14 protein-coding genes and 1 pseudogene are annotated in these 16,231 nt (G+C 62.2%); 4 read left to right on the top strand and 11 right to left on the bottom strand.

Features of this window, described 5'->3' with window-relative positions; genetic code table 11:
- Positions 1 to 8: 8 nt before the first annotated feature.
- The 8 genes and pseudogenes from ABIN98_RS23210 to ABIN98_RS23245 all read right to left on the bottom strand — a co-directional run bounded on the left by ABIN98_RS23210 (position 9) and on the right by ABIN98_RS23245 (position 10,147).
- Positions 9 to 2,339 (bottom strand): VWA domain-containing protein, encoded by a 2,331-nt coding sequence (locus ABIN98_RS23210; protein ID WP_346913604.1) that lies wholly within the window; start codon positions 2,337 to 2,339, stop codon positions 9 to 11.
- Positions 2,336 to 3,175, bottom strand: a complete 840-nt coding sequence (locus tag ABIN98_RS23215; protein ID WP_346913606.1) for a CbbQ/NirQ/NorQ/GpvN family protein — start codon at positions 3,173 to 3,175, stop codon at positions 2,336 to 2,338. The genes ABIN98_RS23210 and ABIN98_RS23215 overlap by 4 nt, the downstream gene beginning before the upstream one ends.
- Before the next feature lie 73 nt (positions 3,176 to 3,248).
- Positions 3,249 to 3,608 carry a ribulose bisphosphate carboxylase small subunit gene (locus ABIN98_RS23220; RefSeq protein WP_190292538.1) on the bottom strand — a complete coding sequence of 120 codons (360 nt, stop codon included), beginning with the start codon at positions 3,606 to 3,608 and terminating at the stop codon, positions 3,249 to 3,251.
- Positions 3,609 to 3,655: 47 nt separating this feature from the next.
- Entirely contained in the window at positions 3,656 to 5,089 is a 1,434-nt protein-coding gene (locus ABIN98_RS23225) for a form I ribulose bisphosphate carboxylase large subunit (RefSeq protein ID WP_346913608.1), read from the bottom strand.
- A 57-nt stretch (positions 5,090 to 5,146) separates the two neighbouring features.
- A complete protein-coding gene (fba, locus tag ABIN98_RS23230; RefSeq protein WP_346913610.1) occupies positions 5,147 to 6,226 on the bottom strand; it encodes a class II fructose-bisphosphate aldolase in 1,080 nt (359 codons plus the stop codon).
- Between the two features lie 31 nt (positions 6,227 to 6,257).
- Positions 6,258 to 8,248: pseudogene (tkt, locus tag ABIN98_RS23235) on the bottom strand (transketolase).
- A 10-nt stretch (positions 8,249 to 8,258) separates the two neighbouring features.
- Positions 8,259 to 9,131: a phosphoribulokinase gene (locus tag ABIN98_RS23240; RefSeq protein WP_346913612.1), complete on the bottom strand. Its 873-nt coding sequence runs from the start codon at positions 9,129 to 9,131 to the stop codon at positions 8,259 to 8,261.
- 11 nt (positions 9,132 to 9,142) lie between these two features.
- Positions 9,143 to 10,147, bottom strand: coding sequence for a class 1 fructose-bisphosphatase (locus tag ABIN98_RS23245; protein WP_346913614.1), 1,005 nt, complete (start codon positions 10,145 to 10,147; stop codon positions 9,143 to 9,145).
- A 100-nt stretch (positions 10,148 to 10,247) separates the two neighbouring features.
- Between ABIN98_RS23245 and ABIN98_RS23250 the strand changes: the two genes are divergently transcribed.
- Positions 10,248 to 11,195 (top strand): LysR family transcriptional regulator, encoded by a 948-nt coding sequence (locus ABIN98_RS23250; RefSeq protein WP_346913616.1) that lies wholly within the window; start codon positions 10,248 to 10,250, stop codon positions 11,193 to 11,195.
- A gap of 12 nt (positions 11,196 to 11,207) precedes the next feature.
- Here ABIN98_RS23250 and ABIN98_RS23255 read toward each other — a convergent pair whose 3' ends face one another.
- A complete protein-coding gene (locus ABIN98_RS23255) occupies positions 11,208 to 12,500 on the bottom strand; it encodes a hypothetical protein (RefSeq protein WP_346913618.1) in 1,293 nt (430 codons plus the stop codon).
- On the opposite strand from ABIN98_RS23255, the gene ABIN98_RS23260 reads away from it, so the two are divergent.
- Positions 12,499 to 12,645 carry a hypothetical protein gene (locus ABIN98_RS23260; RefSeq protein WP_346913620.1) on the top strand — a complete coding sequence of 49 codons (147 nt, stop codon included), beginning with the start codon at positions 12,499 to 12,501 and terminating at the stop codon, positions 12,643 to 12,645. The genes ABIN98_RS23255 and ABIN98_RS23260 overlap by 2 nt on opposite strands.
- An 87-nt stretch (positions 12,646 to 12,732) precedes the next feature.
- On the opposite strand, the gene ABIN98_RS23265 is transcribed toward ABIN98_RS23260, so the two are convergent.
- Together ABIN98_RS23265 and ABIN98_RS23270 are read right to left on the bottom strand one after the other, a co-directional pair.
- Positions 12,733 to 13,170, bottom strand: coding sequence for a hypothetical protein (locus tag ABIN98_RS23265; RefSeq protein WP_346913622.1), 438 nt, complete (start codon positions 13,168 to 13,170; stop codon positions 12,733 to 12,735).
- A gap of 239 nt (positions 13,171 to 13,409) precedes the next feature.
- Complete coding sequence (locus ABIN98_RS23270) at positions 13,410 to 14,081, bottom strand: TetR/AcrR family transcriptional regulator (RefSeq protein ID WP_346913624.1); 672 nt, start codon at positions 14,079 to 14,081, stop codon at positions 13,410 to 13,412.
- Between the two features lie 128 nt (positions 14,082 to 14,209).
- Between ABIN98_RS23270 and ABIN98_RS23275 the strand changes: the two genes are divergently transcribed.
- Together ABIN98_RS23275 and dctP are read left to right on the top strand one after the other, a co-directional pair.
- Complete coding sequence (locus ABIN98_RS23275) at positions 14,210 to 15,133, top strand: shikimate dehydrogenase (protein WP_346913626.1); 924 nt, start codon at positions 14,210 to 14,212, stop codon at positions 15,131 to 15,133.
- A 41-nt stretch (positions 15,134 to 15,174) separates the two neighbouring features.
- Positions 15,175 to 16,161, top strand: a complete 987-nt coding sequence (gene dctP, locus ABIN98_RS23280) for a TRAP transporter substrate-binding protein DctP (RefSeq protein ID WP_346913628.1) — start codon at positions 15,175 to 15,177, stop codon at positions 16,159 to 16,161.
- Positions 16,162 to 16,231 lie beyond the last annotated feature (70 nt).

The following is a 16,231-nucleotide window of genomic DNA, read 5'->3' on the forward strand; positions in this document are numbered from 1 at the left end:
GAAACGATCTATTTCGTGAGATTGGCGAACAGGCTCGGCAGCTTCTCCGGCAGGCGCTCCACCTGGTCGACGATCGTGTAGTTGTTGGCGCCGAAGATGCGCGAGACATAACGATCCGCTTCCGGATCGAGCGTCAGGCAGTAGCTGGAGATCCCCATCCGCTGCAGTTCCGCCGTCGCCTTCTTTGCGTCCATGCGCAGATACTGCGGATCGCGCTCGTCGATATCGGCCGGTTCGCCGTCGGTGACGATCAGCAAGAGCTTATGCTGTTCGCTGCGTTGGGCGAGATGATGGGCCGCATGGCGCATTGCCGCGCCCATGCGGGTGGACAGGCCGCCCTTCATGCCCGCCAGCCGGCTTTTCACATCCGCGTCGAGGCGCTGGTCGAAATCCTTGAACCGGTAGTACTGGACATCGTGGCGGCCGTCGGAGGCAAAGCCGTGGATGGCGAAGGGGTCGCCGATACCGTTGATGGCGCTGGCCAGCAGGGCCGAAGCATCGCGGGTCAGCTCCAGCACCGTCTTGTCCGCGCCGCGCACCGTCTCGTTGGTGGATTCCGACAGGTCGAGCAGGATCACCACCGCCAGGTCGCGCCGGTTGATGACATTGCGCATGGTGATGCGCGGATCGGGCTGCATGCCGATCCGGCTCATGACGATGGCATCCACGGCCGCGTTGATATCGAGCTCGTCGCCGTCCTCCAGCCGCCGCTGCCGGGTGATCCCCTGCGGACGCAGCCGGTCGACGATCTGCCTGATCCGGTGGCTGATCCCCTTGTGGGCGGTCAGGACGGCATCGATCGCCTCCGGGTCGCCGCGTCCCTGGCGGCGCTCATAGACGGTGGCCCAGCTCGGACGGCTCAATTGAACCTTGTAGTCCCATTCGCCGTAGTGGAACGGATCGGAGACAGGCTCCCGGCCTTCCCTATCGTTGTAGGAAACGCCTTCGTCCTCGTAAGGAAAGAGCTCGGAGGACAGCACCCAGACTTCCTGCGCGTCGTCTCCGGCGGTTTCGACATCCACCTCGTTGATGAATTCCATCAGACCGACATTGCGGCGCACCTGGCGCTGCAGGTCGGGCTGATAGGCCGTGCTGTCCGACCAGTCGTAGTCGTCCATCGTCCAGACGAAACGGTTGTCGTCGCGATAGGGGATGTTCAGCGTTTCCAGGATGCGCAGGCTCGGAACGGCGCGGCGTTCCGCCAGAAGATTGTAAAGCTCGACGCCCAGCCCCCAGGAGAACATGGTTTCGCGCTCATTGGCGCCGATGTTGATGTGAAACTGTTCAACCAGGGAGTCGATCGCCAGGTCGCCGGTCCGCACACCCGGCTCCAGCAGCGCTTTCGCCGTCCGCTCCAGGAGATACATGGTGTCGTGTTCGTAATGGCCTTTGGCTGACACCGGCATCAGGGACCGGAACAGGTCGCGCAAACCGGGGAACTGCCGGATGGCGCAATGCTCGACCCGGGCATCCTCCAGCATGCCGACGAAGAAGATCTGCGCCGGGTTGAGCGCCTGCTGGCTCAAGCCCTTGTCGGAGGAGGTGATATGCGCGGCCATATGGGCGCACATGGCCCGGTAGAGATCGAGGCCGCTGACGTCGCCCAATTGATCGACCGCGTCGGGCAGATGCAGCGCGCCTTCCTCGATGAAGGGGCGGAACCCCGCATGATCGGCAGCACTCGGGCGCAGAAAAAAGTCCCGCGCCCAGAAGGCCCTCAGATAGAAATTCAGCCGGCGCTGGGAATCGATGAAGAGCGTGCCGCGGCGCTCCTGCTTCAGGACGGCGCGGGAATCTTCGCTCACCAGACCGAAATAGTCGGCCTGCTTGGGCAGATCACGGCGATAGGCCTCGGCACCGAAATCGACCCAGCGGCGCAGGCCGGAGAGGGTCAGCTTCGACAGCAATTCCTCTAGCACGCCGAACATGGGACGCAGACCGCGAGGCGCCCGGGCTGCCAGACGGTGCAGCAATTGCAGATAGTCGCGCAAGAGATCGGCATCGCCGAACCGCCTTGCGGCCCCGGGCAATGTCGAGATCATCAGCGTCAGGATTTCACCGGAAACCATGGAGGACAGTTTCAGGGTGGCGCCGACGACATCGCGAATGATGTCCTCGCCGCATTCCTTGACCACCTGGGGCATCTCGTCGAGATAGCTGACGAGCAGGTTCGGCCCCTTGCCGAGGGAAATCAGCGCCCGGGCGCCATCGAGATAGTCCTTGAGACCGGCCGGCGACATCAGGCGGGCGGACTCGTGGAAGAGACCGTCCAGGGTCTCCTCCAGGTCCGGAGCGGCCTTGACCAGCTCTTCCCGATAATCGCCGAGATCGACCGTCATGCCGCCTGATCTTCGCTGCTGGAAATCTTGGGAAAGAAGGTGCTGACCGCCGCCTGCAGCGTATCGCGCATGTCCAGATCGTCGGTGAGCGGTTCGACCAGCGCCATCTGGCAGGCCGCCTGCGCCGGGATCCCTTTCCCGATCAACTGTCCGGCATAGACCAGCAGGCGGGTCGACATGCCTTCGTCCAGACCGTGGCCCTTCAGGTTGCGCGACCGCTCGGCCACCTGGACCAGCCTTTCGGCAACCGCCCGGTCGATGCCCGCCTCATGGGCGACGATCTCGACCTCCACGTCGCTCACGGGATAATCGAACGACATGGCGCCGAAGCGCTGCTTGGTGGACTGTTTCAGGTCCTTCATCATCGACTGGTAGCCGGGGTTATAGGAGATCACCACCTGGAAATCGGGATGGGCATTGACCACCTCGCCCTTTTTCTCCAGCGGCAGCTGCCGCCTGTGGTCGGTCAGCGGGTGGATCACCACCGTGGTGTCCTGCCGGGCTTCCACCACCTCGTCGAGATAGCAGATGGCGCCGATGCGGGCGGCGATGGTGAGCGGGCCGTCCTGCCATTTGGTGCCGTTGATATCGAGCAGGAACCGGCCGATCAGATCGGAGGCGGTCATGTCCTCGTTGCAGGCGACCGTGACCAGCGGCTTGCTCAGTTTCCAGGCCATGAACTCGACAAAGCGGGACTTGCCGCACCCGGTCGGCCCCTTGAGCATGACCGGCATGCGCACGTCGTAGGCGGCGGAAAACTGTTCGATCTCGTTTCCGACCGGCCGATAATAGGGCTCCGTCTCGATACGGAACTGCTTGGGATCGATGTCGCTCATGGTCAACTCCCTCTGGCGGTCAGCAATTTGTTTGGAGTGCGGGGGCAGCACGCGGCACTGCCCCCGCGCTAGCTCATGCCTTTATTTCGGCGCGGTGCACGACCATGGACGTGCCCTGGGTCTGCTTGAAGTTGTCGTAGCCGACCAGGCGGACGTGGTTGTCCGGGTTGGCGGTCTTGCAGAGCTCGACTTCCTGGAAGATGGCGTCGACGTCCGTCTCGCCGAACATGGGAAGCTTCCACATGTACCAGTAGTTGGAAGACGCGTTCTCCGGCTCGGTGTGCTCGATCGCCGGGTTCCAGCCCTTGGCCACGATGTATTCCACCTGCTTGCGCAGCTCTTCCGGCGTCAGCGGAGGCAGGTAGGAGAAGGTGCCCATCTTGCGGCTGTTGGGGTCCGACAGTCTCGAGCTGTAGTCGTGTACGTCACTCATGGTTTGGTTCCTCGAATGTAATCCTGGTTATCGTGTTCGCTGTCGGATCAGCGGTGGGCGACATCCAGTTTGTCGACGGTATCGAACTCGAACTTGATCTCTTTCCATGTCTCCATGGCGATCTTCAGTTCGGGGCTGTGCTTGGCGGCGGCGGTCAGGATGTCCTTGCCTTCCTTTTCCAGCTCACGGCCTTCGTTACGCGCCTTGACGCAGGCCTCGACCGCGACGCGGTTGGCGGCCGCACCGGCTGCGTTGCCCCACGGGTGACCGAGGGTTCCGCCGCCGAACTGCAGGCAGGCGTCGTCGCCGAAGATGGCGACCAGCGCCGGCATGTGCCAGACGTGGATACCGCCGGAAGCCACCGGCAGAACGCCTGGCATCTGACCCCAGTCCTGGTCGAAGAAGATGCCGCGGGAGCGGTCTTCGGCGACGAACTTGTCGCGCATCAGGTCGATCCAACCGAGCGTCGCGGCGCGGTCGCCCTCAAGCTTGCCGACAACCGTGCCCGAGTGCAGGTGGTCGCCGCCCAGCAGGCGGAGCATCTTTGCAAGGACGCGGAAGTTGATGCCGTGCTTGGGGTGACGGTCGATCACGCCATGCATGGCGCGGTGAACGTGAAGCAGCATGCCGTTGTCCCGGCACCAGCGCGACAGGCTCGCCTGCGCGGCCCAGCCCAGCGTCAGGTAGTCCGACATGATGATCGGCGTGCCGATCTCCTTGGCGAATTCCGCGCGCTTGTACATCTCCTCGATGTTGGGCGCAGTGACATTGAGGTAGTGGCCCTTGCGCTCGCCTGTTTCGGCTTCAGCCTTTTCAATGGCTTCCTGACAGAACTCGAAACGATCGCGCCAGCGCATGAACGGCTGCGAGTTGACGTTCTCGTCGTCCTTGGTGAAGTCGAGACCGCCACGCAGCGCCTCGTAAACCGCACGTCCGTAGTTCTTGGCCGAGAGGCCCAGCTTCGGCTTGATCGTGCAGCCGAGGAACGGCCGGCCGTATTTGTCGAGCTTGTCGCGTTCCACCTGGATGCCGTGGGGCGGGCCGTCACAGGTCGCCACGAACCACAGCGGAAAACGGACATCTTCCAGACGCAGGGCCCGGACGGCCTTGAAGCCGAACACGTTGCCGACCAGCGAGGTGAAGACGTTGACGACCGAGCCTTCCTCGAACAGGCCCATCGGGTAGGCGATGAAGGCGTAGTAGCTCTCGTCGTCGCCGGGCACATCCTCGATGGCGTAGGCGCGACCCTTGTAATACTCCAGATCCGTCAGCAGATCGGTCCAGACCGTGGTCCAGGTGCCGGTGGAGGATTCAGCGGCGACTGCGGCAGCGGCCTCCTCGCGCGGCACGCCGGCCTGCGGCGTGATCTTGAAACAGGCGAGGATGTCGCTGTCCTTCGGCGTGTAGTTCGGCTCCCAATAGGTCTCCCGGTATTCCTTCACGCCTGCAGAGTATTTTCCCGTCGATTGATGAGCGTTCATGGTTCTATTCCCGTGGTTGTTCGTCTTCTTTAGAAAAGGCCTGCTGTTCCGAATTGGTCAGGCGGCCCGGGAAGTTGCGATCTGCGGATCGAGAGCACCGCTGACATAGCGTTTGGCCATCTCGTCCAGCGAAAGCGGCTTGATCTTTGCGGCGTTGCCGGCGGTGCCGAAGCGCTCGAAGCGGTCGCGGCACAGGGCTTCCAGTTCATCCATTGCCGGGATGAGGAACTTGCGCGGATCGAATTCGGCCTTCTTTTCCTCGGCCACCTTGCGGAACTGGCCGGTCATGGCCATGCGGCAGTCGGTGTCGATATTGACCTTGCGCACACCAATCTTGATGCCGCGCTCGATCTCCTCGACCGGCACGCCGTAGGTCTGGGGCATGTCGCCGCCGTTGGAATTGATCAGGTCCTGCAGGTACTGGGGCACCGACGAGGAGCCGTGCATTACCAGGTGGGTGGACGGTAGTTTTTGGTGGATTGCCTCGATGGTCTTCATCGACAGGATCTCGCCGTCCGGTTTGCGGGAGAACTTGTAGGCGCCATGGGAGGTGCCGCAGGCGATCGCCAGCGCATCGCACCGGGTCGCCAGCACGAAGTCAACCGCCTGGTCCGGGTCGGTAAGCAGCTGGTCGTGGGACAGCTTGCCGACTGCGCCGGAGCCGTCTTCCTCGCCGGCCTCGCCGGTTTCGAGAGAGCCCAGAACACCGAGTTCGCCCTCGACGCTGGCACCGACCGCATGGGCGGCCTCGGTCACGCGCTTGGTGATGGCGACGTTGTAATCGTAGGAGGCGGGCGTCTTCATGTCCTCCTCCAGCGAGCCGTCCATCATCACGCTGGTAAAGCCGTAGCGGATCGCCGACAGGCAGGTGGCTTCGTTGTTGCCGTGGTCCTGATGCATGACGATCGGAATGTCCGGGTTCATCTCGGCGAGCGCCTCGACCATATGGCGCAGCATGATGTCGCCGGCATAGGAGCGCGCACCGCGGCTCGCCTGCAGGATCACCGGTGCGTCGCAGGCCTTGGCCGCACGCAGGATGGCGAGACCCTGTTCCATGTTGTTGATGTTGAAGGCCGGAACGCCGTAGTCGTTCTCGGCGGCGTGGTCCAGCAGTTGCCGAAGCGTGATAAGCGCCATTTTCAAGTCCTCCCGGTCAGGTTGGGTCCGATCAAGCGGATAGCAGTGATTTCGCAGCCGTCACGACCGCGGATGGGGTGATGTTGAAGTGCTCGTAGAGGTCGGGTGCCGGTGCCGATGCGCCGAAGCCGTCCATGCCGACGAAGGTGCTCCAGCTGCCGAGCCAGCGGTGCCAGCCGTCGGCGACGGCCGCCTCCACGCCGACCCGCGGGGCCGCGCCCAGAACCTTTTCGCGATAGGCGGCCGGTTGTTTCGCGAAGAGTTCGAAACAGGGTGCGGAGACGACGGCTGCGCGGATGCCGTCCTCGGCGAGCCGGTCGGCGGCGTCCAGCGCCAGCGAGACTTCCGAGCCGGTGGCAATCAGGGTGACGTCGCGCCGGTCCGGATCGCGCAAGAGATAGGCCCCTCGGGCGGTCAGGTTTTCGGCAGACCGTTCCTTACGCACCATCGGCAGGCCCTGCCGCGACAGACAGAGCATCGTTGGCGTTGCCTCGGAGGCCACGGCGATTTCCCAGGCCTCCGCCGTTTCCATTACATCGGCCGGCCGGATGACGTTCAGGTTCGGCATGGAGCGCAGGCCCGCCAGCGTTTCGACCGGCTGGTGGGTTGGGCCGTCTTCGCCGAGACCGATGGAATCATGGGTCATGACATAGGTGACCGGCTGTTCCATCAGCGCCGACAGGCGGATCGCCGGACGGCAGTAATCGGCAAAGACCAGGAAGGTGCCGCCATAGGGCACGAAGCCGCCGTGGAGCGAAATGCCGTTCATCACCGCGGCCATGCCGTGCTCGCGAATGCCATAGTGGATGTAGTCGCCGCCGTAATTGTCCCGGCTGACCGGCACCATGTCCTTGGTGCGGGTGTTATTCGAACCGGTCAGGTCGGCGGAGCCGCCAATGGTGTTCGGCAGGGTGGCGTTGATCACCTCAAGGGGCCATTTCGGAGGCCTTGGCGTGTGGCGACCTTCGGCGCGTCGGCAAGCAGTTGGTCCTTGTAGGCGGCCATCGCGGTACCAAGCGCTTTGTCATCCGGCATGTCGAGCGATGCCTCGAAGGCATCCGCCTTCCCTGAAGTTTCCAGACGGGCGATCCATTTCGCCCGTGCGGTCGCGCCACGCTCGGCGATGTTGCGCCAGGCGGCATAGACTTCGTCCGGGATCACGAAGGGCTGATGGGGCCAGTGCAGGGTTTCCCGGGCCGCGGCAATTTCATCGGCGCCCAGAGGCGCGCCGTGGGTAGCAGACGTGCCCTGCTTGTTGGGCGCGCCGAAACCGATCACGGTCCGGCAGGCGATCATGGACGGACGATCATCGGCGCGGGCGGCTTCGATGGCCCGGGCGATGGCGTCCTTGTCATGGCCGTCCACGGATTGCACATGCCAGCCGGCGGCTTCGAACCGCTTCTTCTGGTCCGTCGAAGTGGAAAGGTCGGTCTTGCCGTCGATGGTGATCTGATTGTCATCCCAGAAGACGATCAGCCGGCTCAGGCCGAGATGGCCGGCGAAGTCGATGGCCTCGTGGCTGATGCCTTCCATCAGGCAGCCGTCGCCCGCGATCACATAGGTGTAATGATCGACGAGATCGTCGCCGAAGCGGGCGTTATGCATCCGCTCCGCAAGTGCCATGCCGACGGCGGTGGAAATGCCCTGGCCGAGCGGACCGGTGGTGGTCTCGATGCCCTTGGCGTGGCCGTATTCGGGGTGGCCGGCAGTGCGCGAGCCGAGCTGGCGGAAGTTTTTGACCTGCCCGATGTCCATGTCGTCGTAACCGAGCAGGTGGTTGATCGCATAAAGCAGCATCGACCCATGGCCGGCGGAGAGCACGAAACGGTCGCGGTCGGGCCAGGTGTGATCCGCCGGATCGATGGTCATGAACCGGCTGAACAGGACGGTTGCGACATCGGCAAGGCCCATGGGCGCGCCGGGGTGGCCGGAGTTGGCGGCCTGGACTGCATCCATGGCGAGCGCGCGGACGGCATTGGCCATCAGGTCTTCCGAAGCGGTGATCTTGGCTTGCTGGTTCATCGGGTTTTCCTCAGGCACGCTTGGATTCATGGACCAGCCGAATAACCATCGGCGTGAAGATGAGCTGCATGGCCAAATCGAGCTTTCCGCCCGGGATGACGATGGAATTCGCCCGCGTCATCCAGCTGTCGTGGATCATCGACGTCAGGTAGGGGAAGTCGATGCCGCGCGGGTTCTTGAAACGGATCACCACCAGGCTCTCGTCGGCGGTCGGAATCCAGCGGGCGACGAACGGGTCGGAGGTATCGACCACCGGCACGCGCTGGAAGTTGACGTCGGTCTCGATGAACTGCGGGCAGATGCAATGCACATAGGCGTGCATCCGGCGCAGGATCGTGTCGGTGACGGCCTCGGTGGTGTAGCCGCGGCTCGCCTTGTCCCGGTGGATCTTCTGGATCCATTCCAGATTGATCACCGGAACGACCCCGATCTTCAGGTCCGCCAGGGCGGCCAGGTTGACCTCGTCGTTGACGACGGCGCCATGCAGCCCCTCATAAAACAGAAGATCGGAGCCATCTTCCAGCGGCGCCCACTCGGTGAACTCGCCCGGCGCCGCGCCCCACTTTTCGGCTTCCGCTTCATCGTGGACGTAGTGGCGGGTCTTGCCGGTGCCGGTTTCCGAATAGCTCCGGAACACCTCTTCCAGCTTGTCGAGCACATTGGCGTCATAGGAGAAGTGGCTGAAGGTCGCGTCTCCGGAAGCCTTACGCTTGTCCAGTTCGGCCTTCATCGCCATGCGGTCATAGCGGTGGAAGGCGTCACCCTCGATGGAGACCGCATTGATCCCTTCGCGGCGGAAGATCTGGTCGAACGTCGCCTTGACGGTGGTGGTGCCGGCGCCGGACGAACCCGTGACCGAAATGATCGGATGTTTCTTGGACATTGAAAAATTCCTTAGCCGCGGAACAGACCGCGGGAACCGAAGAGGGCGGACACTTCCTGATCGGGCAGGTCGTAATAGGCCGCCACCCGGTCGACCTTGTCGGTCGTTCCGAAGATCAGAGGAATGCGCCCGTGAAGGGTTTCCGCCGCCTGGGGCAGAAGCCGGTCCGGACCGGTCGTCGCCTTGCCGCCGGCCTGCTCGACCAGCATGGCGATCGGCGCGCATTCGTAGACCATGCGCAGGCGGCCGTGTTCATAACCAGGACGGGCATCAGCGGGATAGAGAAAGATCCCGCCCCGGCTCATGATGCGATGGGTCTCCGCTACCAGGGAGGCGACCCAGCGCATATTGAAATTCTTTGCCCGCGGGCCTTGCTCGCCGGCGAGACAGTCGTCGATATAGGCGCGGATCGGTTTGGACCAGTGCCGGTAGTTGGACGCGTTGATGGCGAATTCGGTGGACTTGGCAGGGATGGTCAAAGCCGGATTGACCAGCTTGAATTCCCGGTCTTCCGGATCGAGCACATAGTAGAGGACCCCATTGCCGAAGGTGACCATGAGCGCCGTCTGCGGACCGTAGATGAAGTAGCCTGCGACGATCTGCTCGGTCGCCGGGCGCAGGAAGGAGGCTTCCGCGTCGTCCTTCGCCTCGTAGAGGGAAAAGATCGTGCCGATGGAGACGTTCACATCGATGTTGGAGGAACCGTCGAGCGGGTCGATCGCCAGGGCCAGTGCGCCGTCGTTATCGATTGGGAGAACGTCGTCGCGCTCCTCGGAGGCGTACCAGCGCACGCCGGAACCGGCCAGGGCGGCGACGAAGGCCTCATCGGCCAGAACGTCGAGAGCCTTCTGTGTATCTCCTCCCAGGTTGCTGCCGACCTCGGCCCCCAGTTCGCCGGCCAAAGGGCCCAGCGCTATTTTTCTGGAGAGATCCCGCGCCACCTTGCACAGGGCGTCCATCGGAGCCTGAAACCGCTCCGGCACCCCTTCCAGGGGCGTGTAGCCGGTCATTGTCATTGCCAAGGCCTCCCGTCCTTTGTTGTGACAGGCCTTGATATTCCCGATTTCGACTGTTAGGAAAATTTAAACTTTTGAAACTCGGATTAAATTTTTCTGAATGCCCCCGTTAAACGCCCTTACCTTCAAACAGTTGCGAGCTCTCGAAGCCGTCGCGCAATACGGGTCCATAAGTAGTGCCGCGGAGTCGCTCGCGCTGACACCACCTGCCGTGCACAGCCAGTTGAAGGCGCTGGACGAGACGTTCGGTTGCGCCATGTTGACCCGCAATAGCCACGGTACCTTCGAAGTCACGGCGGAAGGCGCGATCCTGCTTGCGGCCTTCCAAAAAGCATCGGCAGCCCTCGGCAAGGCGGTCCAGACCATCGACAGCCTGAAACGGGGCCTCTCAGGCACGGTTATTCTCGGGGTGGTGAGTACGGGCAAGTATTTCGCCCCGTCGGTCGTCGCCACCCTGAAGAAGGAGTTTCCCGACATCGAGGTCGTGCTGCAGATCGGCAACCGGGATTCCATCATTTCGGCGCTCGATACGGGTCAGATCGATCTGGCCATCATGGGCCGTCCGCCGCGCCAGCCGGGCGTCGAGGCTTACAGTATCGGCGATCACCCCCACGTGCTGATCGCCAGTCCCGACCATCCGCTGACGAAGGTGCGCGAAGCGAGTGCGGATCAGGTGCTTGACGAGCATTTCCTGATGCGCGAGCAAGGCTCCGGCACGCGGATCCTGTCCATGCGCTTCCTCGACCAGTTCGGCGAGGGACGGCCGTTCACCTACACGGAAATGGATTCCAACGAGACCATCAAGCAAGCCGCGATCGCAGGCCTGGGCATTGCGCTGATCTCCATCCATACGGCCACGGAAGAGCTGAAGTCGGGCCGGCTCGCCCTGATCCATGCGAAGAACATTCCGATCGTCCGGCAATGGTTCGTACTGCACCGGGCGGATGAAAAACCTACGGGCGCAGCGGAGCGGATCCTGACCGCCATCCGCGACCAAAGCAGTCACCTGCTGCATCTGGACGAGATCCGGGACATCCTGAACGGCTAGGGTGCTCTCCCATCAGCCGGCAAGCCAGACCATGCCGAACGCCGCGGCAAGAGTGGCTGCGATGAGCATGAGGGCCAGGAACATTCCGTTCCATTTCATGGCAACCGTGAACCCGGTCTGACCGAACTTCTGCGCGGCAATCGCCACATTGGCGGTGAAGGGCGTGCCGCCACCGGAAATGGACCAGCCCCAGGACATGGCCAGCACCATGATCATTTTCGTGGCATCCGGCCAGACGGGATTGAGCGAACTGGCCAGAACGGTCACGGTCACCACCGGATTGATCGCCAGCAGGCCGGCCGCGAAAACCGTCACCGGGATCAAGGCTGCGATCCACGTCGCGGTAACCGCGGAGAGTTCGCTCTGGAAACCGACCCACTGGCCGACAAGGCTCGACGCGGCCGCGCCGATCACCGTTGCCCCGGAAATGATCGCCGTCTCGTTCGCCAGACCGGACGTGGCACCGGCGTAATCCCGGATCAGGGACCGGACGTTGGTATGGCCGGCACGCACGAACAGGACGGTCCAGATCGCGCCGAGGAGGAAGACGACACTGAACATGGCCTCGATCAGGCGGACGTCGAAGACGGACACCCATAACAGACCGCCGACGACCAGGACCATGGCGAGCCCGATCACCCTGAGGAGCTTGAAGGTTTCGTCCAGGGACAGGCCTTCGGTGTGGACGACAGCGGAGCGGCGGCCTCTTTCCAGCAAGTACCCGGACAGAAGGAAGAACAGCATTCCCAGGATGCCGAAGGGCACGAACTGCGCATAGGTCACGCCGGTCACGTGGGTGAACATGATCAGCGAACACAGGGACACCGGCGACCACAACGCCGTTGAGGCGAACCCGCGGGAACTCGCGACCGCCAGGGACCGCTGGCTGGCTTCGCTCGCCCCTTTAAGCCGGGACGACAACAGGGTCGTGATCAGGATCACCGCGCCTATATTCAAAAACAACGCGAAAACATGGGTGCCGAAGGTCACGAACAGGTAGCGCTGACCGGGAGGACGGGAAACGATCAGTTCGGCCGCCTCAGATATCCTAGGCGAGCGAGCCGCAAGGTCGGCCATATGCTGCATGACCATCAGGAAGACGAACAGGAAGCCCGCGCTCGACAGCCCCTGGGGGCTGACCTTGCCGGTATAGATCCACGCCAGGCCGGACAGGGCGATGGCGATGGCAATGACGATCAGTCCGCCGCGCTTCAGGGAACGAAAACTGGCAATGAAAAAGACCGCGAAAATCAGAACCCAGAGGGCGGAAGGCAAGGCGAAGCCGGCCAGGGAAGTTCCGACCATGACATATCCGGCCACGACCGCAGCCATTGTCGGCATGACGGCTGCCTGGTTCGTCCTGGTTGCCGGTTTCGTCAAGTCCCACCCCTTGCAAGACAGCATAGCGCGGAGCCTGTCGGCTATCCGCCTGTCTGTCAGGGCAGATTAAAGGTGATCCGTTTAAAAAGGGAAACGACTTCGTCAGGAAAAGACCTTTTTCGAAAGAGGCTTGCAGATCCTCAGGTCTCTGTTCGCATCAGCTTCCGAACGGGACGTCTGCCTTGCTGTCCGTCTTGAGCGCACCGATGCAGGTGTCCGGCGTAATCCCCTCGCCCGTGCACGCCTTGGCGCCGTTGACGAGAATGCGGCCGACCCCTTCACAGGCCATGTTCGGCATTTCGAATTGCCGGACGACCGTCTTGCCCTCCGGGAGCGCGCCGAAGTCAAACACGGTCATACGCTCCACCAGTCCGTCGCCGTTGAAAATCACCATCTCGAAGGCGGATTTGTCGAGGGGTCCGGGAAAACCATTATGGACCACGAAGGTCATCAGGCATCCCTGCCCTGACGGGCTCAACCGGTTCAGTTGCAGGTCGAAGTGTCCCGGTGACGTGCTGTCCTGGGCCTGAGCTGCCAGACCGGAAGTGAGCAGCAATAATGTCGTGAGTACGCAGGATTTCAAAAGATGTCGCATTGCAGGCACCCTCTCCTCTGACGGCTGGCGAATGACGAACAGTGCACCCGTGGAAAGGTGTTCAAAACGGGATAGGCGTCATCACGCGGGCGATGAGGTGCTGGCTGGCGGTCGGCTTGCTTGCACGGAAGATTGGAGATCGAGCCTTAAGCTCCATCACCGCACTTCTAAAAAATCCTGAGTATAATTGTCAAGATTTTACCGACTCCAAACTGCCTAGTCTTTCCAGGAAAACCGGATCAGTCTTCTTTTGCGACGAATTTCAGAACCGTCTGGCAGGCATCCGCCGACAAGCAGACCTGACCGGCTTCCGTCTGCAGTTCGTTGCCGAACAACAGGGAAAAGGTCGTTGCGTTCGAAACATTGAAAAAGCTGATGGCCGAGATCAGCCAGTGAATGCGCAGCGGGGTCAGGCCGGCGCGAAAGACCCCGTCGCGGACGCCCTTGTCGTAGATGTTCCTGATCTGCGAGATCGCGGCTGCATTGAGCTTCTTGATCGCGTCGGACTGTTCCAGAAAGCGACCGTGATGGATGTTCTCGATCATGACGAGACGGATGAAATCCGGATTTTTCCGGTGATGGTCGAAGGTGAACTCCACCAGCCGTTCCAGCGCCTCTTTCGGAGGGAGATGCTCAAGGTCGAGCTTCTCCTCGCCCGTCCGCACCTTCTTGTAGGCGGCTTCGAGCGCCTTTCGGTAGAGACCGTCCTTGTCGCCGAAATAGTAATAGATCATCCGCTTCGACGTCCGCGTCTTGGCGGCGATGTCGTCCATGCGCGCGCCGGACAGGCCGTTGCGGGAAAACTCCTCCAGGGCCACCGCGAGAATATCCGCCCGGACGCCTTCCGGGTCCTGTTTCCAGCGGGCGCGGTTCGTCCCGGTCTCGGATGTCGAAGAATCATCGATTGCCATGGCTTCCTTCTACCCCAGAGACGTCACGGATACCATAGCAATTTAACCAAATGGTACAAAGTGATTGACACAATTAACCGAGAGGTTCATTTTGCGATCAACGAATAAAAACGCGGGAGGAGCGACGCTTGAGCGGCGCAGGGAACATGTTGCTGGCAGGGCTGGTCGGGCGCGGCATTGCGCGCTCCAGAACACCGGAAATGCATATGGCCGAGGCAGAGGCCCTCGGTATGCGCACAGTCTACAAAATCATCGATCTCGATACCTTCGGACCGTCTTCCCCCGACTTGAGCGACATTGTCCGGGCAGCGGAAGTATCCGGATTCAACGGCCTCAACGTCACCTACCCCTTCAAGATCGAGATCGTTCCGCTTCTGGACGACCTGTCGGCGAACGCAGCCGCCATCGGCTCGGTCAATACGGTCGTCTTCCGTAACGGACGCCGGTACGGACACAACACCGATCTCTGGGGCTTCGCCGAAAGCTTTCGCCGCAACATGGACGGCACGGCACGGGACCGCGTTCTCCTGATCGGTGCCGGCGGTGCGGGCGGAGCTGTTGCCCATGCTCTCGCGGATTGCGGAGTCCGGGAGCTGCTCATTTTCGACGCCGACCCGGACCGGGCGGAACGGCTTGCGGAACAGGTTCGCACGAACCGTCCCGGCCTTGTTGCGAAACCGGTCGAACGGATCGACGCGGCGGCCGTGGACGGCCTCAACGGGCTGGTGAACGCCACGCCTGTCGGGATGGACAAGTCCCCGGGAATGCCGTTTCCGGCAGAGCTGCTCAATCCGTCCCTGTGGGTCGCCGACATCGTCTATTTCCCGCTCGAAACCGAACTCCTGGCCAGCGCACGGGCGCGCGGATGCAAGGTCTTGCCGGGGTCGGGCATGGCGGTTTTCCAGGCCGTTCGGGCGTTCGAACTGTTCACCGGCATCAAGCCCGACATTTCCAGAATGAAGGCGACATTCAACGCCTTCGATCAACCAGGTCACCCGCGAAAAGAGGTGGCTGGTTTCAACAGGCCGATGCCCGGCGCCCGGCCGGCCTGAGGAAGATAAAAAGGGTGCAGAAACTGCAATGGGAGGAAACAATGCAGGCTTTTTTGAAACTGGCCGTGGGGTGTGTCGCACTCACCTCGGTCGCCTTGCCGCTCAAGGCAGCGCTGGCCGCCGACAAGGTCGAAATCATCTATTCCGATACAGTTCCTGAAAACGACGACCGCACGCAGATCCTGCGTGAAAGCTTCGGCAAGTGCCTGGGCGACGAATTCGACTTCAAGGATTATCACGGCGCAACCCTGTTCAAGCAGGGGACCGAGCTGACCGCCATGCAGCGCGGCAATCTCGATATGGCGAACCTCGCCATCTACGATTTCTACAACCAGGTCCCGTCGACCGGCATCCTCGGCGCCGCCTATCTCTACCGCGACTACGATCACATGCGGAAGGTCTGGGCCTCCGGCGCGCTGGACGATCTGATGAAGGAGATCGAGGACAAGGCAAAGGTCAAGGTGCTGTCGAACCCTTATATCGGCACCCGACATCTGAACCTGAAGGGCGACAAGAAGATCATGACCCCGGCCGACATGGCGGGCATCAAGCTGCGCATGCCCGGCGGCGAAGGCTGGCAGTTCGTCGGCGAAGCTCTTGGCGCCAATCCGACGCCGATGGCCTTCACGGAGGTCTATACCGCGCTTCAGACCGGCGCGATCGACGGCCAGGACAATCCGCTGCCGACCGACAAGGACATGAAGTTCTACGAGGTGACGGACCAGATCATCCTGACCGGCCACCTGATCGCCAACAACCAGCACTCCATTTCCCTGTCGAAGTGGAACAGCCTGACGCCGGCGCAGCAAGCCAAGGTTCAGGAGTGCTCGATCAACTTCCAGAACGCTCTCGACGCGGTCACCCGCAAGCGCGAGGGCGAGCTGGTCGACTTCTTCAAGGAACAGGGTCTGGAAGTGTATACTCCGGACATCGACGCGTTTCGCAACCATGTGCTCGCGGCCTATGCGGATTCCAAGTTTTCCGATGACTGGCCCGCAGGCCTGATCGACAAGATCAACGCGGAGTAACCCGCGCAACAAGCCTTCAGGACCCGGCGCCAGTTGCCGGGTCCTTACCCTTAGAACCGGATGCTTCCCC

The organism is uncultured Roseibium sp., assembly GCF_963675095.2.
Lineage (GTDB): Bacteria > Pseudomonadota > Alphaproteobacteria > Rhizobiales > Stappiaceae > Roseibium.

What these genes read in the sequence shown, in the direction of transcription:
- ABIN98_RS23210 (WP_346913604.1), bottom strand. Translation starts at nt 2,339, where the DNA reads ATGACGGTCGATCTCGGCGATTATCGGGAAGAGCTGGTCAAGGCCGCT.
- ABIN98_RS23215 (WP_346913606.1), bottom strand. Translation starts at nt 3,175, where the DNA reads ATGAGCGACATCGATCCCAAGCAGTTCCGTATCGAGACGGAGCCCTAT.
- ABIN98_RS23220 (WP_190292538.1), bottom strand. Translation starts at nt 3,608, where the DNA reads ATGAGTGACGTACACGACTACAGCTCGAGACTGTCGGACCCCAACAGC.
- ABIN98_RS23225 (WP_346913608.1), bottom strand. Translation starts at nt 5,089, where the DNA reads ATGAACGCTCATCAATCGACGGGAAAATACTCTGCAGGCGTGAAGGAA.
- fba (WP_346913610.1), bottom strand. Translation starts at nt 6,226, where the DNA reads ATGGCGCTTATCACGCTTCGGCAACTGCTGGACCACGCCGCCGAGAAC.
- ABIN98_RS23240 (WP_346913612.1), bottom strand. Translation starts at nt 9,131, where the DNA reads ATGTCCAAGAAACATCCGATCATTTCGGTCACGGGTTCGTCCGGCGCC.
- ABIN98_RS23245 (WP_346913614.1), bottom strand. Translation starts at nt 10,147, where the DNA reads ATGACAATGACCGGCTACACGCCCCTGGAAGGGGTGCCGGAGCGGTTT.
- ABIN98_RS23250 (WP_346913616.1), top strand. Translation starts at nt 10,248, where the DNA reads ATGCCCCCGTTAAACGCCCTTACCTTCAAACAGTTGCGAGCTCTCGAA.
- ABIN98_RS23260 (WP_346913620.1), top strand. Translation starts at nt 12,499, where the DNA reads ATGACATATCCGGCCACGACCGCAGCCATTGTCGGCATGACGGCTGCC.
- ABIN98_RS23255 (WP_346913618.1), bottom strand. Translation starts at nt 12,500, where the DNA reads ATGGTCGGAACTTCCCTGGCCGGCTTCGCCTTGCCTTCCGCCCTCTGG.
- ABIN98_RS23265 (WP_346913622.1), bottom strand. Translation starts at nt 13,170, where the DNA reads ATGCGACATCTTTTGAAATCCTGCGTACTCACGACATTATTGCTGCTC.
- ABIN98_RS23270 (WP_346913624.1), bottom strand. Translation starts at nt 14,081, where the DNA reads ATGGCAATCGATGATTCTTCGACATCCGAGACCGGGACGAACCGCGCC.
- dctP (WP_346913628.1), top strand. Translation starts at nt 15,175, where the DNA reads ATGCAGGCTTTTTTGAAACTGGCCGTGGGGTGTGTCGCACTCACCTCG.